Source organism: Allobosea massiliensis (assembly GCF_042655245.1).
GTDB classification, from domain to species: Bacteria; Pseudomonadota; Alphaproteobacteria; order Rhizobiales; family Beijerinckiaceae; genus Allobosea; species Allobosea massiliensis.
Genome location: NZ_JBHSLU010000082.1, coordinates 206,473 through 226,377, shown reverse-complemented (window position 1 = coordinate 226,377; position 19,905 = coordinate 206,473). Strand labels below are relative to the sequence as shown.

General features: G+C 70.1%; 18 protein-coding genes. 14 read left to right on the top strand and 4 right to left on the bottom strand.

Annotated features, from left to right (window positions below; translation table 11 throughout):
• The first annotated feature begins 2 nt into the window (after positions 1-2).
• The 5 genes from cobN to cobJ are packed head-to-tail and all read left to right on the top strand — an operon-like array spanning position 3 to position 7,008.
• Entirely contained in the window at positions 3-3,389 is a 3,387-nt protein-coding gene (gene cobN, locus ACFPN9_RS23380) for a cobaltochelatase subunit CobN (protein WP_066721536.1), read from the top strand.
• Positions 3,386-4,825, top strand: a complete 1,440-nt coding sequence (locus ACFPN9_RS23375) for a hypothetical protein (protein WP_066721538.1) — start codon at positions 3,386-3,388, stop codon at positions 4,823-4,825. Before cobN ends, ACFPN9_RS23375 begins: the two co-directional genes overlap by 4 nt.
• The gene (locus ACFPN9_RS23370) at positions 4,822-5,454 is read left to right on the top strand and encodes a precorrin-8X methylmutase (protein ID WP_066721541.1); all 633 of its coding nucleotides are present in this window, start codon (positions 4,822-4,824) and stop codon (positions 5,452-5,454) included. Before ACFPN9_RS23375 ends, ACFPN9_RS23370 begins: the two co-directional genes overlap by 4 nt.
• Positions 5,387-6,217, top strand: coding sequence for a precorrin-2 C(20)-methyltransferase (locus ACFPN9_RS23365; RefSeq protein ID WP_082735377.1), 831 nt, complete (start codon positions 5,387-5,389; stop codon positions 6,215-6,217). Before ACFPN9_RS23370 ends, ACFPN9_RS23365 begins: the two co-directional genes overlap by 68 nt.
• The gene (cobJ, locus tag ACFPN9_RS23360; RefSeq protein ID WP_066721545.1) at positions 6,214-7,008 is read left to right on the top strand and encodes a precorrin-3B C(17)-methyltransferase; all 795 of its coding nucleotides are present in this window, start codon (positions 6,214-6,216) and stop codon (positions 7,006-7,008) included. Before ACFPN9_RS23365 ends, cobJ begins: the two co-directional genes overlap by 4 nt.
• Here cobJ and ACFPN9_RS23355 read toward each other — a convergent pair.
• The gene (locus ACFPN9_RS23355) at positions 6,951-7,715 is read right to left on the bottom strand and encodes a cobalt-precorrin-6A reductase (RefSeq protein WP_066721547.1); all 765 of its coding nucleotides are present in this window, start codon (positions 7,713-7,715) and stop codon (positions 6,951-6,953) included. The genes cobJ and ACFPN9_RS23355 overlap by 58 nt on opposite strands.
• On the opposite strand from ACFPN9_RS23355, the gene ACFPN9_RS23350 reads away from it, so the two are divergent.
• From ACFPN9_RS23350 to bluB, 5 genes are all read left to right on the top strand, one after another.
• A complete protein-coding gene (locus ACFPN9_RS23350) occupies positions 7,714-8,970 on the top strand; it encodes a bifunctional cobalt-precorrin-7 (C(5))-methyltransferase/cobalt-precorrin-6B (C(15))-methyltransferase (protein WP_066721549.1) in 1,257 nt (418 codons plus the stop codon). The two genes, ACFPN9_RS23355 and ACFPN9_RS23350, sit on opposite strands and share 2 nt — an antisense overlap.
• Positions 8,967-9,356 carry a cobalamin biosynthesis protein gene (locus tag ACFPN9_RS23345; RefSeq protein ID WP_066721552.1) on the top strand — a complete coding sequence of 130 codons (390 nt, stop codon included), beginning with the start codon at positions 8,967-8,969 and terminating at the stop codon, positions 9,354-9,356. The genes ACFPN9_RS23350 and ACFPN9_RS23345 overlap by 4 nt, the downstream gene beginning before the upstream one ends.
• Before the next feature lie 10 nt (positions 9,357-9,366).
• The gene (cobM, locus tag ACFPN9_RS23340) at positions 9,367-10,131 is read left to right on the top strand and encodes a precorrin-4 C(11)-methyltransferase (protein WP_066721554.1); all 765 of its coding nucleotides are present in this window, start codon (positions 9,367-9,369) and stop codon (positions 10,129-10,131) included.
• On the top strand, positions 10,128-11,453 hold the full coding sequence (locus ACFPN9_RS23335; protein WP_066735454.1) for a cobyrinate a,c-diamide synthase: 1,326 nt from the start codon (positions 10,128-10,130) through the stop codon (positions 11,451-11,453). Before cobM ends, ACFPN9_RS23335 begins: the two co-directional genes overlap by 4 nt.
• 145 nt (positions 11,454-11,598) lie before the next feature.
• The gene (bluB, locus tag ACFPN9_RS23330; RefSeq protein ID WP_067254639.1) at positions 11,599-12,222 is read left to right on the top strand and encodes a 5,6-dimethylbenzimidazole synthase; all 624 of its coding nucleotides are present in this window, start codon (positions 11,599-11,601) and stop codon (positions 12,220-12,222) included.
• Between the two features lie 106 nt (positions 12,223-12,328).
• Here the strand turns inward: bluB and ACFPN9_RS23325 are convergent, their stop codons facing one another.
• The 3 genes from ACFPN9_RS23325 to ACFPN9_RS23315 form a co-directional block, all read right to left on the bottom strand.
• The gene (locus tag ACFPN9_RS23325; RefSeq protein ID WP_066726490.1) at positions 12,329-12,982 is read right to left on the bottom strand and encodes a 3-oxoacid CoA-transferase subunit B; all 654 of its coding nucleotides are present in this window, start codon (positions 12,980-12,982) and stop codon (positions 12,329-12,331) included.
• Positions 12,983-13,055: 73 nt separating this feature from the next.
• Positions 13,056-13,760, bottom strand: a complete 705-nt coding sequence (locus tag ACFPN9_RS23320) for a CoA transferase subunit A (protein WP_066726491.1) — start codon at positions 13,758-13,760, stop codon at positions 13,056-13,058.
• Between the two features lie 200 nt (positions 13,761-13,960).
• A complete protein-coding gene (locus ACFPN9_RS23315; protein ID WP_156446695.1) occupies positions 13,961-15,583 on the bottom strand; it encodes a caspase family protein in 1,623 nt (540 codons plus the stop codon).
• Positions 15,584-16,018: 435 nt separating this feature from the next.
• Here ACFPN9_RS23315 and ACFPN9_RS23310 point away from each other — a divergent pair, with 435 nt between their 5' ends.
• The 4 genes from ACFPN9_RS23310 to ACFPN9_RS23295 all read left to right on the top strand — a co-directional run bounded on the left by ACFPN9_RS23310 (position 16,019) and on the right by ACFPN9_RS23295 (position 19,874).
• Complete coding sequence (locus ACFPN9_RS23310; protein WP_066726487.1) at positions 16,019-16,783, top strand: ABC transporter ATP-binding protein; 765 nt, start codon at positions 16,019-16,021, stop codon at positions 16,781-16,783.
• Positions 16,773-17,513, top strand: coding sequence for an ABC transporter ATP-binding protein (locus tag ACFPN9_RS23305; RefSeq protein WP_066726486.1), 741 nt, complete (start codon positions 16,773-16,775; stop codon positions 17,511-17,513). The genes ACFPN9_RS23310 and ACFPN9_RS23305 overlap by 11 nt, the downstream gene beginning before the upstream one ends.
• An 88-nt stretch (positions 17,514-17,601) precedes the next feature.
• A complete protein-coding gene (locus ACFPN9_RS23300) occupies positions 17,602-18,807 on the top strand; it encodes an ABC transporter substrate-binding protein (protein ID WP_066726480.1) in 1,206 nt (401 codons plus the stop codon).
• A 179-nt stretch (positions 18,808-18,986) separates the two neighbouring features.
• Entirely contained in the window at positions 18,987-19,874 is an 888-nt protein-coding gene (locus ACFPN9_RS23295; protein ID WP_066726478.1) for a branched-chain amino acid ABC transporter permease, read from the top strand.
• Positions 19,875-19,905 lie beyond the last annotated feature (31 nt).

The following is a 19,905-nucleotide window of genomic DNA, read 5'->3' as shown; positions in this document are numbered from 1 at the left end:
GCATGCATCTGCTCCCGACCAGCGAGATCAGGCTCGACGACGGCGAAGACGCCGTCGATCTCAGCCTGCCTCCGGGAGATGTCCTCGTCCTGTCCTTCGCCGACAGCGATCTCTCCGCCATTTCGGCGGCGGCCAGTGACTGTGATCTCACCGTCCGCCTCGCCTCGCTGCGGCGGCTGCGGCATCCGCTTTCGGTCGACCTCCTGATCGAGAAGACGGTGGCGAAGACCCGTTTTGTGCTGGTGCGGTGCCTCGGCGGGCTGGACTACTGGCGCTACGGCATCGAACAGCTCAGCGAGACCTGCCGCGCCAGGGGCATCGCGCTGGCGGTGCTGCCCGGCGACGACCGCGACGACGCGCGGCTCGCCGAGTACGGCACCGTGCCGCCGGGCTGCGCGCGCGCAATCCTGTCCTATTTCCATGCCGGCGGCGGCGCGGAAAACATGCGGCGCCTGCTGGCGATGGCAGCGGGTTACCTCGGTCGCGACCGGCCGTCGTCTAATTTCGCGCCCCTGCCTCTCCCGTCTCTCTTCGCGCTGGGCGCCTACGCCGCGCCGAGGCCCTGGCGCGAGGCGCTCGCAGCGCTGCCCGACCGACCCTTCGTGCCGATCCTGGTCTATCGCTCGGCGGTCAGCGCCGGCGACACCGCCACCGGCGAAGCGCTCGCCGCGGCGCTGACCGCGCGCGGACAGGCCCCGCTGATCCTGGCCCTGACCAGCCTGAAGGACCCTACGGTGACCGCCGAACTCGCAGCGTTGATCGCGACGCGGCAGCCGGCGGCGATCGTCACCACCACCGCCTTCTCCGCCCGCGAGGGCGCCGATTTCGTGCTCGACGGCGCCGATTGTCCGGTGTTTCAGGCGATGCCGGTCGGCAGTGCCCGCGACGCCTGGGCGGCCTCGGCGCGGGGCCTCTCGGCAGCCGACCTCGCCATGCAGGTGGCGCTGCCGGAATTCGACGGGCGGCTGGGCACCATTCCGGTCGCCTTCAAGGCCGAGACCACCGACCCCGCGACGGGGTTGGCGACGCGCCGGCTGGTGCCCGACGCGGATGGCGTCGCCGCGCTCGCCGATCTCGTCGCCGGCTGGATCGCTCTGTCCGCCAAGCCGGTTGCCGCGCGCCGGCTGGCGCTGGTGATGTCGGATTATCCCGCGCGCGGCGGGCGGGCGGGTTTCGCCGTCGGGCTCGACACGCCGGCGAGCGTTAGCGCGATCCGGGTGCTGCTGGCGGAGGCGGGGTACGACATCCCTTTCCGTCATTGCGAGCGCAGCGAAGCAATCCAGTGGGACGTCGAGCGAGACGGTTCTGGATTGCTTCGCTGCGCTCGCAATGACGGCCAAACCCTCATGGCCGCCCTCACCACCGACCCCGCCGACCTCGCCCTCCCGCTCGACGCCTATCGCGCCTGGCTCGCCACCATCCCCACCGACGCCCGCGAGACGCTGCTCGCCGCCCATGGCGCGCCCGAGGCCGATCCGGCCATCAGCGGCGGCGCCTTCCGCTTCCGCGCCGTCGCTGACGGTGCCCTCACCATCGCGCTGCAGCCGCCGCGCGATGCGACGCCGGACCGGAAGGCGCGCTATCACGACCCCGATGCACCGCCCTCCCATGGCTATCTCGCCTTCTACCGCGCCCTGCACGAGACGGCCGGCATCGACGCGCTGATCCATCTGGGCACCCATGGTACGACCGAATGGCTGCCGGGCAAGGCGGTGGCGCTGTCGGCCTGCTGCTGGCCGCGGCTGGTCACGCAGGGGCTGCCGGTGGTCTATCCTTATGTGGTCGACGACCCCGGCGAGGCCGCGCCGGCCAAGCGCCGGCTCTCGGCGGTGACGCTCGGCCATCTGCCGCCGCCGCTGGCGGAGATCGGGGCTGGCGGCGAGACGGCGCTGCTGCGCGACCTCGTCGAGGAGTTCAGCCAGGCGCAGGTGCTCGATCCGCGCCGGGCCGACATCGTCGCGAGCGAGATCCGGGCGCGGGCCCAGGCCAGCGGGCTGGCGGAATCCTGCGGCGTGACGCTGGACCTGCCGATGGCAGAGGCCCTGACGCGGCTCGACGCGCATCTCTGCGACATCGCAGAACTGCCGTTCCGCGATGGCTTACACGTCTTCGGCCGGTCGACGCTCGATCCCGCGTCCGCGCAGGCCGAGCGCGAGGGGCTGCTGCGCGCGCTCGACGGGCGCTTCGTGCCGCCCGGCCCCGCCGGCTCGCCGCATCGCGGCCGGCCGGATGTGCTGCCGACCGGGCGCAACCTCTCGACGCTCGACCCGCGCGCGATCCCGACCCGAGCGGCCGCACGGCTCGGCGCGCTGGCGGCGCAGGCCGTCATCGCGCGCCACCTGCAGGATGAGGGCGAGCCGCCGCGCCGGATCGTGATGGATCTGTGGGCCTCGCCGACGCTGCGCTCGGGCGGCGAGGACATCGCCCATGCGCTGGCGCTGATGGGCGCAGCCCCGCTCTGGGACGATGCCTCGACGCGCGTCACCGGTTTCGCGATCACGCCGCAGCCGAAGCTCGACCATCCGCGTATCGACGTCACCGTGCGCATCTCGGGCGCCTTCCGCGACACGTTTCCGAGCCAAGTCGCGCTGCTCGACGCGGCGGCGCGCGCGGTCGCGATGCTGGACGAGCCCGACGAGTGGAACGAGCCCGCCGCGGCCCGCCGTCGCGGCGAGGCCGGGGCGCGGGTGTTCGGCGCCGCACCGGGCCGTTATGGCGCGGCCGTCGCCGACCGTGCGCTCGATGGCCATTGGACCAGCCGCAACGAGCTGGGCGCGGCCTATCTCGCCGCCTCCAGCCACGCCTATGGCGGTCCGGAGGGCGCGGGGCATGCCGATGACAGCTTCTCCGCCCGAATCCGGACAGCCGACGCCTTCGTGCATGTCAGCGACACCGCCGGGCGCGACATTCTGGAAGCATCAAGCGCCGCCGACGTCATCGGCGGGCTCGCGGCCGCGGCACAGTCGCTCGGCGCCAACCCCTCGCTCTACAGCCTCGACAGCTCGAACCCGGAGACGCCGAAGGCGCGCACGGTGGTGGAGGACATCGCCCGCATCGTCCATGGCCGGCTGACGCATCCGCGCTGGATCGCCTCCCATCTCGCCCATGGCTGGCGCGGCGCGGCGGAACTGGCGGAAGTGGTGGACACGCTCTTCGTCTTCGCCGCGAGCACCGATGCCGTCGCGGACGGGCTGTTCGACGCGGTCTTCCAGGCCTGGTGCGCCGATGCCGCGGTCTGGTCCGCGATCGAGGCCGCCAATGCTCCGGCCGCGGAGGCGATCCGCGCGCGGCTGGCGGAGGCGGCGCGGCGCGGCCTGTGGACGAGCCGGCGCAACTCGGTGGGGGCGTTTCTGGCGGGCATGCCCGCGACGCGGGAAGCGGCGGAATGAACGCGCCTTCCCCCGACACGCTCCGGCGCGGCTGGTGCCCGAGCACGCTCAAGCCGATGGAAACCGGCGATGGCTGGCTGGTGCGGCTGCATCCGCCGGGCGCGCGGCTGACCCCGGCGCAACTGCAGCGCATCGCGGCGCTGGCCGCCCGGCACGGCAACGGGCTGATCGAGATTTCGGCGCGCGGCAACATGCAATTGCGCGGCGTGACGGCGGGCAGCCATCCGGCGCTGGTCGCGACGCTGCTGGCGGAGCGGCTGGTCGACGAGCATGACGGCGACGGGCCGCAAAGGCTGACGCTGGTCTCGCCGCTAGCGCAGCTCGGCTGTCATTCCGGGGCTTCGCGGAGCGAAGAGCCCGGAATCCATGAACACGACGAAGCCTCAGGACGTGCAGGCCCGTTGGGCGCCTCTTGCATCCAAGACAGTGTTCATGGGTTCCGGGCTCAGGCCTGCGGCCTGCCCCGGAATGACGGCCTCGGAGACCGGATCGACGCGCTCGCCCTCGCGGCCGAGATCGAGGCGCGCGCGCGCGAGGTCAGCGGCCTGCCTGCCAAGTTCGCCGTCGTCGTCGATGGGGGCGGTGAATCGTCGCTCGAGGCCTTCGCGGGCGATCTTCGCATCGTCGCGACCGCGCCGGGGCGGGTGGTGATGGCGCTGGCGGACCGGCTCTGGTTCGGGCCCCTCGCGGAAAGCGAGGCCGGAGCCGTCGTCGCCCAGGTCCTGGCCCGCTTCGCCGCGAAGCGGGCGCAGACACCCGATGCCATCCGCCGCATGGGCGATCTCGCAGCCGACGAACTGGCAGCGCTCACGGACCTCCCCGCCACCGAGGCGCCGGCAGCGCGCCCCGCGTCCCGGCGGGCCGGGCTGTTCGCGCTCGGTGAGAGCCATGCCGCACTGGTCGGGCTGCCCTTCGGTCGCGCGGCGGCCGCGACGCTCGACCGTCTCGCACAGGCGTCCGAAATGCTCGGCTGCCCGGAGATCCGCCTCTCGCCCTGGCGTGGCCTCGCTTTTCGCGGGCTGTCCGAGGCCAACGCGATAGCCCTGCTGGACGGCGCGGCGGCGGATGGCCTGATCACTTGTGACGACGACCCGCGCCTGTCGGTTCAGGCCTGCGCCGGCGCACCCGCCTGCAGCCGGGCGGAGGCTCCGGCGATGGCGGATGCAGCGCGCCTCGCGCAAGTGCTGGCGCCTGACCTCGCCGCGGGGCTGAGCCTGCATGTTTCGGGCTGCGTCAAATCCTGCGCGCGGCCCGGCGCCTCCGACCTCACGCTGGTCGGAGAAAGCGGGCGCTACCGCATCGTCATCGGCGGCGGCGCCCGGGACAGCGCCGTCGCCACCCTTGACCTTTCCGCCCTGCTGACGCGATTGCAGCCCGGACAGGACCTTCATGCCCGCCTGCGCGCGGCGGGCCGGCTTTCAGGACCGACCAAGTGACGACGGGCTACGACTATATCCGCGATGGTGGGGCGATCTATGAGCGCTCCTTCGCGATCATCCGGGCCGAAGCCGATCTCTCGCGCTTTGCCGGCCGCGCCGCCCATGTCGTGGTGCGGATGATCCATGCCTGCGGCATGACCGATCTGCCCGATGATGTGGAGATGTCGCCCGATTTCGCGGGCGCTGCCGAGGCCGCGCTGAAGGCCGGCGCGCCGATCCTCTGCGACGCCAAGATGGTAGCGAACGGCGTGACGCCATCCCGCCTGCCGGCGCGCAACCCGGTGATCTGCACGCTCGACGATCCGCGCACCGCGCCGCTGGCCGCCGAGATGGGGACGACACGCTCGGCCGCGGCGATGGAGCTGTGGCGGCCGCATCTCGCGGGCGCGCTCGTCGTCATCGGCAATGCACCGACCTCGCTGTTCCGGCTTTTGGAGATGCTCGACGCCGGGGCGCCGAAGCCGGCTGCCGTGATCGGCATCCCCGTCGGCTTCGTCGGCGCGGCGGAATCGAAGCAGGCGCTGGCGCAGGACGGGCGCGTGCCCTTCCTCGTCGTGCATGGGCGGCGCGGCGGCTCGGCGATGGCGGCAGCCGCCGTCAACGCGCTGGCGCAAGAGAAGGAGTGAGCCGGTGAGCTTCGAGCCGGCCAGGAAGCCTTTGGGACAGACACTGCTGTTCGGCGTCGGCCTGGGCCCCGGCGACCCGGACTACATGACCGTGCGGGCCCGCGACATCATCCTGAGTGCCGACCGGCTGGTGCATTTCTGCAAGCGCGGCCGGCGCGGCCATGCCCGCATCACGGCCGATGCGGTCGTCGGGCAAGATGCCGCCCGCGAGATCGAACTCGCTTTTCCCGTGACGATCGAGGTCCCGGTCGAGGACGAGGGCTATAGCGGCCCGATCACGCAGTTCTACGACGACTCCGCCGCCCTGCTCGCCGCCGAGATGGAGGCCGGGCGCAGCGTCGCGGTGCTCTGCGACGGCGACCCGTTCTTCTATGGCTCCTTCATGCATCTGTGGCGGCGGCTGTCGCATCGCTTCCCCACCGAGGTGGTGCCCGGCGTCACCGGCATGGCCGGCGCCTGGACGCGCGCCAACGCGCCGATCACCTGGGGCGACGACATCCTGACCGTGCTGCCCGGCACGCTGCCCGAGGCCGAGCTGGTCCGGCGCCTCGCCGACACCGACGCCGCCGTGATCATGAAGCTCGGCCGCAACCTGCCGAAGGTGCGTCGCGCGCTCGGGGCCACCGGGCTGATCGGGCGGGCGATCTATGTCGAGCAGGCGACGATGGCCGGCCAGGCCATCATCCGCCTCAGCGAGCGCGGCGACGCGGAGGCGCCCTATTTCTCGATGGTGCTGGTGCCCGGCGAGGGGCGGCGGCTGTGAGCGGCTCCCTCACCATTGTCGGCCTCGGGCCCGGCCCGGCGCAGTGGCTGACGCCGGCGGCGCAGGCCGCAATCGACTCTGCCTCCGACCTGATCGGCTACGGGCCCTATCTCGACCGCATCCCCACGCGCGACGGCCAGACCAAGCATGCCTCCGACAACCGCGTCGAGGTCGACCGGGCGACGCATGCGCTACGGCTGGCGGCGGCGGGGAAGTCCGTCGCGGTCGTCTCCGGCGGCGACCCCGGCGTCTTCGCCATGGCGGCGGCCGTGTTCGAGGCGCTGGAGGCGGGCGACCCCGCCTGGATTGCCCTGCCGATCGCGATCGAGCCCGGCATCACCGCGATGCTGGCGGCGGCGGCGAAGGCCGGCGCGCCGCTGGGCGGCGATTTCTGCGCGATCTCGCTCTCGGACAATCTCAAGCCCTGGGAGGTGGTGACCGCGCGGCTCGCAGCGGTGCTCGCCGCAGACCTCGTGACATGCCTCTACAACCCGATCTCGAAGGCGCGGCCGTGGCAGCTGCGCGCGGCGCTGGAACTCGCCGCCCGCCATCGTGATCCGCAGACGCCGGTGATCTTCGCCCGCGCCGTCGGGCGCCCCGACGAGGCCCTGCGCATCCTGGCGCTGGAAGACGCGATCGAAACGGCGGCGACTGCGGACATGGCGACGCTGGTGATCATCGGCGCGTCGAGCACGCGGCTGATCACGCGGCCCGGCGAGGCCGCGCCTTGGGTCTACACGCCGCGCTCGGTGACAAAGAGCCCCTGCGCCACCAGCCAAGGCAGGACCTGATCGACATGGGCGACGGTCTCGACATCCGGCTTGGGCGGGCGGGCGACCATGATCACCGGCAGGCCGAGCCGGCGCGCCGCAACGAGCTTGCCCGCCGTGGCGTCGCCGCCGGAGTTCTTGCTGACGAGCAGCTCGATGCGCTTCTCGCGCAGCAGCACCTCCTCGTCCTCGGCGCGGAAGGGGCCGCGCTGCTGGATGACCTCGACATGCGGCACCGGCAGGCGATCGCCGATCGGCTCAATGGCGCGCACGAGGTAGTGATGCTGCGGCGCCTGCGCGAAGACCGGCAGATCGAGCCGGCCGATGGTCAGGAAGACGCGACGGGGCGCCTCCCCCAGCGCGGCCGCCGCGGCCTCCATGTCGGGAACGTCGCGCCAGTCGTCGCCGGCTTGCCGCTGCCAGGGCGCGCGGCGGATGGCGAGCAGCGGCACGCCTTCGGCCTTGCAGGCATGCTCGGCATTGAAGGGCATGATCGCCGCGAAGGGATGCGTCGCGTCGATGACGGCAATGATGCCCTCCTCGCGCAGATATTGCCTGAGACCTTCGACCCCGCCGAAGCCGCCGACGCGCACCGGCAGATTCGCCGGGCGGGGGTCGACGGTGTGGCCCGCCAGCGAGATGATGGCGCGGATATCGGGCGCCTGCTCGGCCAGATGCTGGTCGAGCGTCGCCGCTTCGCCGGTTCCACCGAGGATGAGCACGGTCATGTCCCCAGTTACGCTTGAAAACCCGAATCTGTCGAGCGGCGCAGGCGAGGCGCAGGCGCCCTGGCTGTCCCTGATCGGGCTGGGCGAGGACGGCCCATCGGGGCTCTGCGAGCAGGCGAAGGCCGCGCTGGCCGAAGCGGAGATCGTCTTCGGCGGCGAGCGACATATCGCGCTGGTCGGCTCGGTGCCCGGCGAACTGCGGCCCTGGCCGCAGCCCTTCCGCAACGCGCTGCCGCAGATCCTGGCCGAGCGTGGCCGCAAGGTCTGCGTGCTGGCGACCAGCGACCCGTTCCATTACGGCATCGGCAACAGCCTGAGCCGGGCCATCCCCGCCGCGGAGATGCGGATCATCCCGCAATCCTCCTCCTTCTCGATGGCCTGCACCCGGATGCGCTGGCCGCAGGAGGAGTGCGCGCTGGTCTCGCTGCATGGCCGCACGCTCTACCGGATCGTGCCGCATCTGCAGCCGCAGGCGCGCATCCTCGCTCTGTCCTGGGACGAGACGACGCCGCGGGCGGTCGCCGAACTGATGACCGCGCGCGGCATGGGGGCGAGCCGCATCACGGTTCTGGAATCGCTCGGCGGGCCGCAGGAGCGCATCCGTGAGACGCGCGCCGATGCCTTTGCCTTCGACGACATCGTGCCGCTCAACATGATCGCGGTGGCCGTCGATGCCGGCCGGGATGCGCGCGTGCTGCCGCTGGCGCCCGGCCTGGACGAGGAGTGGTTCGCCCATGACGGGCAGATCACCAAATCCGAGGTCCGCGCCATCACCATCTCCGCGCTCGCCCCGCGGGCGGGCGAACTGCTCTGGGATGTCGGCGCGGGATCGGGCTCGGTCGGCATCGAATGGTGCCAGCGCCATCCGCGCAACGCGGCCATCGCCTTCGAGTCCAAGGCGGAGCGCATCGAGCGGATCACCCGCAACAGCCTCGAACTCGGCGGGCTGTCGGTGAAGGTCACCGGCGCCGCGCCGGAGGGCTTTGCCGGGCAACCTTCGCCCGATGCCGTCTTCATCGGCGGCGGGCTCACGGTCGAGGGGCTGTTCGAGGGCGCCTGGGCGGCGCTGAAGCCCGGCGGGCGCCTCGTCGCCAATGTCGTCACGCTGGAGGGCGAGGCGAAGCTCGCGGCGCTGCATGCGCTGCATGGCGGCTCGCTGAGGCGCATCGCGATCGACCGGCTCGTTCCCGTCGGCGGCAAGCATGGCTGGCGGCCGGCGATGCCGGTGACGCAGTGGCGGGTCGAGAAGCCATGACCGGCCGTCTCGTCGTCGGGCTGGGCCTGCGCGCCGACACCAGCGAGGCCGATATCCTCGCCTGCCTCGACGAGGCGCTGGCGATCGCCGGCCTGTCGGGCGAGGCGACGCCGCGTCTGGCGACGCTGGCGAGCCGGATCGGCGAACCCGGGCTCGCGGCCGCCGCCGTCAGCCGGGCCGCCGAGGTGGTCGGCGTGCCCGACGAGGCGCTCAAAGGTTTCGAGGCCAGCTGCGCGACGCGCTCGACGCGGATCGCCTCGCTCTACGGCGTCGGCTCGGTGGCGGAAGCCGCCGCGCTGGCGGCCGCCGGGCCGGGCGGAACGCTGGTGCAGCCGCGCATCGCCACCGCCCGCGTCACCTGCGCGCTGGCGCGGTCATCATCATGAAGCGCGCGGCATGACCATCCATTTCATCGGCGCCGGGCCCGGCGCGCCCGACCTCATCACGTTGCGGGGCCGCGACCTGATCGCCTCCTGCCCGGTTTGCCTCTATGCGGGCTCTCTGATCCCCAAGGCGATGCTCGACTGGTGCCCGCCGGGCGCGCGCATCGTCGACACCGCCCCGCTCGATCTCGACGCGATCCTCGCCGAGATGCAGGCCGCCCATGAGGCCGGGCAGGATGTGGCGCGGCTGCATTCCGGCGATCTCTCGATCTGGAGCGCGACGGGCGAGCAGATGCGAAGGCTCGACGCGCTCGCCATCCCCTACAGCGTGACGCCGGGCGTGCCGGCCTTTGCGGCCGCCGCCGCGACGCTGAAGCGCGAGTTGACCTTGCCGGGGCTGGCGCAATCGCTCGTGCTGACGCGGACCTCGGGCCGGGCCTCGGCCATGCCGGAGCGCGAGCGTCTCGCCACCTTCGCCGCCTCGGGCGCGACGCTGGCGATCCATCTCTCGATCCATGTCGCCGAGCAGGTCGTGGCAGAGCTGTCGCCCTTCTACGGGGAGACCTGCCCGGTCGCGATCGTCTTCCGTGCCTCCTGGCCGGACGAGCGTGTGCTGCGTGGGACGCTTTCCACGATCGCCGCGCAGGTGCGCGAGTCCGGGCTGGAGCGGACCGCGCTGATCCTGGTCGGCCCAGCGCTGGCGGCCGAGGATTTCGGCGAGAGCGCGCTGTATTCCACCGGCTACGACCGCCGCTTCCGGCCGGGGGGCGGGGTATGACAGCGCCCGGCCTGATCATCGCCGCGCCGCGCTCCGGCTCGGGCAAGACCACGATCACCCTCGGCCTGCAGCGGGCGCTGACGCGGCGCGGACTGGTGGTGCGCGGCTTGAAATGCGGGCCTGATTATATCGACCCGGCCTTCCATGCCGCTGCGACCGGGGCGCCGAGCGCCAATCTCGATTCCTTCGCCATGCCCGACGCGCTGCTGCGCGCGATCGCGGGCGATGCGGCTGATGGAGCCAACCTCGTCATCGCCGAGGGGTCGATGGGGCTCTTCGACGCCGTGCCGGGGCCGGAGGGACATACCGGCGCGAGCGCCGACATCGCCGCGCTGCTGGGCTGGCCGATCGTGCTGGTGATCGACGTCTCCGGCCAGGCGCAGTCGGCGGCGGCCATCGCGCTCGGCTCCATGCATTACGATCCGCGCATCACCATCGCCGGCGTCATCCTCAACAAGGTCGCCAGCGAGCGGCACCGCCGGCTGGTGACGCAGGGGATGGACACAATCGGCCTGCCCGTGCTCGGCGCGCTGCCGCGCGAGGCAAGCCTGATCCTGCCCGAGCGCCATCTCGGGTTGGTGCAGGCGGGCGAGACCGCCGATCTCGAAGCCAGGCTCGAGGCGCTGGCCGATGCGGTGGCGGCGGCGGTCGATCTCGACGCGGTGAGGGGAGTGGCCCAGGCAACTCGTTTGCCGGCTTCTTCGATGACGATTCTGCGCCTGCCGGCGCCCGGCCGCCGGATCGCGATCGCGCGCGATGCCGCCTTCAGCTTCGTCTATCCCCATGTCGAGGCGGGCTGGCGGGCGGCCGGCGCCGTGCTGGTGCCGTTCTCGCCCCTGGCGGACGAGCCGCCGCCCGAGGATTGCGATGCCTGCTGGCTGCCGGGCGGCTATCCGGAGTTGCATGCGGGGCGGCTGGCCGGCGCCGGCCGCTTTCTCGGCGGCCTGCGCGCCTTTGCCGAGACACGGCCGGTGCATGGCGAGTGCGGCGGCTACATGGTGCTGGGGCGGAGCCTGATCGATGCGGACGGCGTCCCCCACGCGATGGCCGGCCTGCTCTCGGTCGAGACCTCCTTCGCGAAGCGGACGATGACTCTCGGCTATCGCCGCGCCATTTTGGAGGCCGATGCGCCGCTCGGCGCAGCCGGCGACGCGCTGACCGGCCATGAGTTCCACTACGCGACGATCGTCACCCAAGGCGAGGACCCGCCGCTGGCGCTGGTCACCGATCCGCATGGCTCGGCGCCCGCGCCTGCGGGCAGCCGGCGCGGGCACGTCACGGGGTCGTTCTTTCATGCGATCGCGGTGGCGGACTCGGCATGATGGTCTGTCGATCAACCCACAGCCCTCATCCTGAGGAGCCGCGCAGCGGCGTCTCGAAGGATGTTCCAGGAGGCTCCCGCACAAGCTGGATCATCCTTCGAGACGCGCTGCTGCGCAGCGCTCCTCAGGATGAGGACTGAGGAGGATGTCCAACTCCCCTCCCTACTTCGACGAAGCCTTCGCGGCGCAATTCGCCGCGTTGCTGGCCTGGCGGCGCGATGTCCGGCGCTTCCGGCGCGACGCCTTGCCGGGCGGGCTGGTCGAGCGGCTGCTGGCGCAGGCGGAGCTGTCGCCCTCGGTCGGCCATTCGCAGCCCTGGCGCTGGATTCGCGTCGCCGATCCGGGGCAGAGGGAGGCCGTGCTGGCGAGCTTCCGCCGTTGCAATGCCGAGGCGCTCGCGGATTACGAGGGCGAGCGGGCGCGGCTCTATGCGGAGCTGAAGTTGGAAGGGCTGCGCGAGGCGCCCGAGCAGATCGCGGTGTTCTGCGACCATGGCACGGCACAGGGCCACGGCCTCGGCCGCAAAACGATGCCGGAGATGCTGGATTATTCGGTGGTCGCCGCGATCACGCAGTTCTGGCTGGCGGCACGGGTTCAGGGCGTCGGCGTCGGCTGGGTCTCGATCCTGGAGCCGGAGGTGGTGCGGGAGGCGCTGGGCGCGCCGCCGGCGTGGAAGCTGATCGCCTGGCTCTGCGTCGGCTGGCCGGAGGCCGAGAGCGAGTTGCCAGAGCTGGTCAAGGCGGGGTGGGAGAGCGGCAAAGTTCGATAGTCCAGCCGTCATGCTCGCCCTTGTGGCGAGCATCCACGTCTTGAGCGTAGCGCTCGACCTCAGAAGACGTGGATGGTCAGGACAAGCCCGACCATGACGGATGAGCTCAAACCGCCACCTTGAACGTCGCGCCCGTCTTCGCCTTGATCTCGTTGAGGGTGACGCCCTCGGCCAGCTCGATCAGGGTCATGCCGCCGCCATTCTCGTCGATCGAGAAGACGCCGAGATCGGTGATCACCATGTCGACGACGCCCGCTCCCGTCAGCGGCAGGTCGCAGGCCTCGAGCAGCTTCGGCGACTCGGTGCCGTCCTTGTTCTTGGCGACGTGCTCCATCACCACGACGACCTTCTTGACGCCGGCGACGAGGTCCATGGCGCCGCCCATGCCCTTCACCATCTTGCCGGGGATCATCCAGTTGGCGAGGTCGCCATTCTTCGCGACTTGCATGGCGCCGAGGATGGAGAGGTCGATATGGCCGCCGCGGATCATCCCGAAGGAATCGGCCGAGGAGAAGAAGCTCGTCGTCGGCAGCTGGGTGATCGTCTGCTTGCCGGCATTGATCAGGTCCGGGTCCTCGTCGCCCTCATAGGGGAAGGGGCCCATGCCGAGCATGCCGTTCTCGGACTGGAGCTGAACCGACATGCCCTCGGGGATGTAGTTCGAGACCAGCGTGGGAATGCCGATGCCGAGATTGACGTAGAAACCGTCCTTCAGCTCCTTGGCGGCGCGCTGGGCGATCTGTTCGCGGGTCCATGCCATGTCGGTCGACTCCGTATCTTTCTCTTGCGCGAATTCTGATCGTCCGGCCGTTCCGGCCGGACGGAACGCGCGCTCAGGCCGCGCGCTTGCGGACGGTGCGCTGCTCGATGCGCTTGACGCTCTGCGGCGTGTGGACGATCCGCTTCACGAAGATGCCCGGCGTGTGCATGTGGTCGGGATCAATCTCGCCGGCCTCGACCAGATGCTCGACCTGCGCCACGGTGAAGCGCGAGGCGGTCGCCATCATCGGATTGAAGTTGCGCGCCGTCTTCCGGTAGACGAGGTTGCCTTCGGTATCGCCCTTCCAGGCATGGACCAGCGAGACGTCGGCGAAAATGCCGCGCTCCATGATGTAGCGCTCGCCGTTGAATTCGCGCTCCTCCTTGCCCTCGGCCACCAGCGTGCCGACGCCCGTCTTGGTGAAGAAGGCAGGGATGCCGGCGCCGCCGGCGCGGATGCGCTCCGCCAGCGTGCCCTGGGGCGTGAATTCGAGCTCGAGCTGGCCGGAGAGATAGAGCTCCGCGAAGAGCTTGTTCTCGCCGACATAGGACGAGATCATCTTCCGGATCTGGCGGGTCTCGAGCAGGATGCCGAGGCCGGCGCCGTCGACGCCGGCATTGTTGGAGACGAAGGTCAGGTCCTTCGCGCCACTCGCGCGGACCGCCTCGATCAGGATGTCGGGGATGCCGCAGAGGCCGAAGCCGCCCGCCATGATCGTCATGCCGTCCTTGATGACGCCGGCGAGAGCCGCCGTGGCGTCCGGATAGACCTTCTTCATCATCTCGCCTCTGCCGCTGAAAGGATGCCGCCGGACGGCGCGGTCCAGAACTAGCCGAGCCGGCGGGCGGGTGGCAACTCTCCGTTCGGCCAAAACGGCATCTTGCCGCGCCAGCGGTTCTCCAAAAGCAAAACGCGGCGCCGGGCGCCGCGTCTCGAAGGCCGAGATGACCGCCCGCCGGGTTGCGGCGGGCGTCACGATCAGCGGCGGAAGCCGCCGCCCAGCGCGCCGCCGACGACGCCGCCGACGATGCCGCCGAAGATGGCGGCGCCCGTGGCGCTGCTGCCGCCGCCGGCGCGCTCGCGCTCCAGATCGCGGCGGATCACCGGGTCGCGCTCATAGGCGACGCCGCCGCGGGTGCGGGGCTGCGGCTCGGCGGGTTCGCGCGCGGTCCGGGTCTTGGCCGGCGCGGGCTTGGCCTCCTCGGCGAGAGCGCGCTGATAGGCCGGCTCGGTCTGGGCGCGCAGCGCCCTGAGCTGCATCGGGGCGAGGAAGCCGGTGGCGGAGAGCGCCCGCGTCGTCTGCCATTCCCTGATCGCGGCGCGCTGGCTCGGCCCGAAATTCGGGCTGGTCTTGCCGGGCTTGAAGCCGGCGAGGCTCAGGCGACGCTGCAGCTCGCGACGGTCCTTGGCGGTCAGCTTGAGCGCGGCCTCCGTCTCGGCCGTGGCGACCTCGCCCTTCATCGCCTCGTCGGCGACAGCCTGGCCCGTCTCCCGCGAGGCCGGCAGGGCAGCCGCGGCAGCGGAAGACAGGGCGGCCGCCCCGGCTGCGGCCGGAAGCGCCGCGACGGCGACCGAGGATGGCTCCAGCCGCGACAGGCGATTCTTGGCGAAAGCGGCGAACTGCCCGTTGGGGAAGGCGTCGAGATAGGCCTTGTAATCGCCGGCAGTGTTGCCGCGCTCCGCCGTCTCCCACATGCGGACGTCCATCTGGGCACGGTCGAGCCCGACCGGCGCCGGGGTCGCCGGCACCGGGACGGCGCCGTCGATCGCCTTGATCGTCACCGAGGGGTCGACCGCGGCGAGCTTGAGCGTCGGGTTCAGCTTGAACTCGCCGATGATCGAGGAATTGGTCCAGGGCTTCTGCTTCTTGCCGGTCGACTCCCAGACATCGGCGCGGACACGGTCCATTACCGTGGTGATCGACACCTCGGGCGTCTCGATATGCTTGAGCAGCGCGGCGGTGAAGGGGCTGTTGCCGTCCTTCTCGCCGTCGAGCGCGGTGGAGCGCGGATCGGTCGCGAAGGCGATCAGGATGCCCGAGGCCGACTGCGTCTCGATCGCGGTCAGGCCGCGGGCGACCGAGCGGGACTTGGCGGCGAGCTGCGTGGCGAAGGGGTTGTCGCGGCAGGCGTCGAGGATCAGCACGTTGACGCGCTCGTCGCGCTGCATCTGGCGCAGGATCAGCTGCACGTTGACGGCGCGAAAATCGAGATCGGCCTCGGATTTCAGCGAGGCATCGACGGGAATGAGATAGTTCTCATCGCCCACCGCGATGCCGTGGCCGGCATAGTAGACGACGCCGGCCTTGGCGCCGTCGAGCTTCTGGGCAAATTCACGGACGATGCCGGTCATCTCGTCCATGCGCAGGTCATAGCCCTCGACGACCTCGAAGCCGAGGCGCTTGAGCGCGGCCGAGATGGCGGTGGCGTCCCGTTGGGGATTGGCCAGGCGCGGCACCGCCGTATAGGCGCTGTTGCCGATGACGAGGGCGACGCGGCGCTCGGGTACCGCCTGCGCGGGCACGGCAAACAGGACCGCGACCAAGCCGAGCAGCGCCGCCATGAGGCGGGCGCGAATGTCCAAACCCGGAGCGAAGTTCAAGATACCCTCCCTGATCGGCCCGCCACGTCTTGAAAAGGCCCGACGCGCGTCGGCGGAAACGCGCAGCCGGCCGATGCCGCCATGGGACGGCCACAGGATCGCCAGGAAACAGCCAGAAACACTACTGGAAAACTGCCCCGACGCCAACGGCCTTCCGCGCCATCTTCGCTGCTTGGTCGCGCCGCGCGCGCTTCCGGTTCAAAGCGCCGGGCGGCATAGCCCGGTCGGCCCGGCCCGGTCGTCATCCATTTGGATGAGCCCGTCACGCAGGCCCGGCGGGCCGGGCGCCTAAGACGAAGGGATGAGCCTTGATTCACAAGGCCGTATTCCCGCCCGCGCAGCGTTGACTCATGCGACGAGCGCGGTGCAGCATGCCATACAAGGGGAGACGGTCGAGAACAAGAAAGACCAAGATGACGACGACAAGCGTTGCGCATGGCTGAGGACATCATTCTCGCTACGACGGGTTTGACCAAGGAATTCGGGGGCTTCACGGCGGTGAACGGCGTGGACCTGCAGGTCAGGCGCGGGACGATTCATGCGCTCATCGGGCCCAACGGCGCCGGCAAGACAACCTGCTTCAACCTGCTCACAAAATTTCTTGCGCCGACGAAGGGCTCGATCGTCTATAACGGTCGCGACATCACGCGGCAGAAGCCGGCGGACATCGCCCGCCTCGGCATGGTCCGATCCTTCCAGATCTCGGCGGTGTTCCCGCAACTCAGCGTCAAGACGAATGTCCGGATCGCGCTGCAGCGCAAGCGCGGCGATTCGTTCGATTTCTGGCGCTCGGAAGAGGTGCTGCAGCCGCTCGACGACGAGGCGTTGCGCCTGGTCGATGCGGTCGGCCTCGCCGCCTTCGCCGAGCTGCCCGCCGGCGAGCTCAGCTATGGCCGCAAGCGCGCGCTGGAGATCGCCACGACGCTCGCACTCGATCCCGAGATGATGCTGCTCGACGAACCCATGGCCGGCATGGGCCGCGAGGATGTCGAGCGGATCGAGGCGCTGATCCGCAAGGTCTCGGCGAACCGCACCATCCTGATGGTCGAGCACAATCTCTCGGTCGTCGCCTCGCTGTCGGACCGCATCACCGTGCTGGCGCGCGGTCAGGTGCTGGCGGAGGGCGACTATGCCGCGGTGTCGAAGGACCCGCGCGTGATCGAGGCCTATATCGGTTCGGGAGTCGGCCATGCTCACTGAGGCCGTGCGGTCCTCCGCCGCCGGAGCGGCGGCGCCGATGCTGAAGGTGCGCGGGCTCGAGGCCTGGTACGGCGAATCGCATGTGCTGCACGGCATCGATTTCGACGTCGCGCCGGGCGAGGTCGTGACGCTGCTGGGCCGCAACGGCGCCGGCAAGACGACCACGCTGAAGTCGATCATGGGCGTCATCGGCAAGCGCAAGGGCTCGGTCGTGCTGGAGGGTACGGAGACGATCCAGCTGCCCTCGCGGGCGATCGCGCGGCTCGGCATCGGCTATGTGCCCGAGGAGCGCGGCATCTACGCCTCGCTCAGCGTCGAGGAAAACCTGATGCTGCCGCCCCGCGTGCGGCCCGGCGGGCTCTCGCTCGACGAGATCTTCACGCTCTTCCCCAACATCAAGGAGCGGCTGAAGAGCCAGGGCACCAAGCTCTCGGGCGGCGAGCAGCAGATGCTGGCGATCGGGCGCATCCTGCGCACCGGCGCGCATTTCCTGCTGCTGGACGAGCCGACGGAAGGGCTCGCCCCGGTCATCATCGACCAGATCGGCGCGACCATCCGCAAGCTCAAGCAGGAGGGCTACACGATCATCCTGGTCGAGCAGAACTTCCGCTTTGCCGCGACGGTCGCCGACCGTCACTATGTCGTCGAGCAGGGCAAGGTGATCGACATGATCGAGAACGATCAGCTCGACGCCAATATCGACAAGCTGCACGGCTATCTCGGGGTCTGAAGGCCGCCTTCCGGCGGATTCGAAGGCCCCCAATCCGATCCATATCGGACATCACGTCGCAAACGACGCCAATCTCAGGGAGAGACACATGAAGCTCAAGACGTTCCTGACCACGACCGCCTTCGCCGCGCTGATGGCGGCGCCGGCGCTCGCGCAGCAGATCAGCATCAAGGCGGGCGTGCTGAACGACCGCTCCGGCCTCTATGCCGACCTCTCGGGCGAGGGCTCGGTGATCGCCGCGCGCATGGCGGTCGAGGACTTCAAGGCGGCCGAAAAGGGCATCAAGGTCGAGATCGTCTCGGCCGACCACCAGAACAAGCCGGACGTCGGCTCGACCATCGCCCGCACCTGGTACGACCAGGACGGCGTCGACCTCATCCTCGACGTGCCGACCTCTTCGGTGGCGCTCGCGGTCAACCAGATCACCCGCGAGAAAAACAAGATCCACATCAATTCCGGCGCGGCCTCCTCCGACCTGACCGGCAAGGCCTGCTCGCCCAATACGGTGCACTGGACCTACGACACCTATGCGCTGGCCCAGGGCACCGGCGGCGCCATGGTGAAGGCCGGCGGCGACAGCTGGTATTTCCTCACCGCCGACTACGCCTTCGGCCATGCGCTGGAGCGCGACACCGCCGCGATCGTCACCAGGAATGGCGGCAAGGTCGTCGGCGCGGTCCGCACGCCCTTCCCGGGCACCGACTTCTCGTCCTTCCTGCTGCAGGCGCAGGCCTCCAAGGCCAAGGTCATCGGCCTCGCCAATGCCGGCGGCGACACGATCAACTCGATCAAGCAGGCGGGCGAATTCGGCATCACCGCCGGCGGCCAGAAGCTGGCGGGGCTGCTCGTCTTCCTCACCGACGTGCATTCACTCGGGCTCGCCACCGCGCAGGGGCTGGTGCTGACGGAGTCCTTCTACTGGAACACCAACGACCAGACGAGGACCTGGTCCGACCGCTTCGCCAAGGCCAATGGCGGCAAGAAGCCGACCATGGTGCAGGCCGGCGTCTATTCCGGCATGCTGCACTATCTCAAGGCGGTCGAGGCGGCGAAGTCGAAGGACTCGGCGGCGGTGATGGCCAAGATGAAGGAAATGCCGACCGACGATCCGCTCTTCGGCAAGGGTTCGGTGCGCGCGGACGGCCGCAAGATGCACGACATGTATCTCTTCGAGGTCAAGAAGCCGGGCGAGTCGAAGGGGCCGTGGGACTACTACAAGCAGATCTCGGTGCTGCCGGCCGAGCAGGCCTTCCGCCCGCTCGCCGAGAGCGAGTGCCCGCTCGTCAAGAAGTGAGGCTTTGAGACAGCGTCATTCTCGGGCTTGACCCGAGAATCTCAGGGTCAGAGCGCTCTGGTTTCCGAGATGGTCGGGGCAGGCCCGACCATGACGCCGATTAGGATCATCCCGGACCGCCCGGTCCGGGATGATGGCTACCACCTTGCCAGTGCCCGCAAAGATGATCTGAGCCCCGCATGTTCGAACTTCTCGGTGTTCCGCCCCAGGCGCTGTTCGGCCAGGTCCTTCTCGGCCTGATCAACGGCTCGTTCTACGCCATCCTCAGCCTCGGGCTGGCGGTGATCTTCGGGCTGCTCAACATCATCAACTTCACCCATGGCGCCCAGTACATGATGGGCGCCTTCGTCGCCTGGATGTGCCTGAACTATCTCGGTATCAACTACTGGGTGGCGCTTTTGCTGGCGCCGCTGGTCGTCGGGGCGACGGGCATCGCGATCGAGCGGCTGCTGCTCAAGCGCATCGCCCATGTCGACCATCTCTACGGGCTGCTTCTGACCTTCGGCCTCGCCCTGATCATCCAGGGGCTGTTCCGCAACGAATTCGGCTCGTCGGGCCTGCCCTACCAGATCCCCGCCGAGCTGCGGGGCGGGCAGAATCTCGGCTTCATGTTCATGCCCTATTACCGCGGCTGGGTCGTCGTCGCCTCGCTGGTGGTGTGCCTCGCGACCTGGTTCCTGATCGAGAAGACCAAGCTCGGCGCTTACTTACGCGCCGCGACCGAGAACCCGACGCTGACCCAGGCCTTCGGCATCAACGTGCCGCTGCTGGTAACGCTGACCTATGGCTTCGGCGTGGCGCTGGCGGGCTTCGCCGGCGTGCTGGCGGCGCCGATCTATTCGGTGAACCCGAACATGGGCGCCGACCTCATCATCGTCGTCTTCGCCGTCGTCGTCATCGGCGGCATGGGCTCGATCCTCGGCGCCATCGTCACCGGCTTCTCGCTCGGCCTGATCGAGGGGCTGACCAAGGTCTTCTACCCGGAGGCCTCGGCGACGGTGATCTTCATCATCATGGTGCTGGTGCTGCTGGTGCGGCCGGCCGGCCTGTTCGGACGGGCCGCGTGATGGCCGCCCGCCGCGAGACGAGGATTTGACC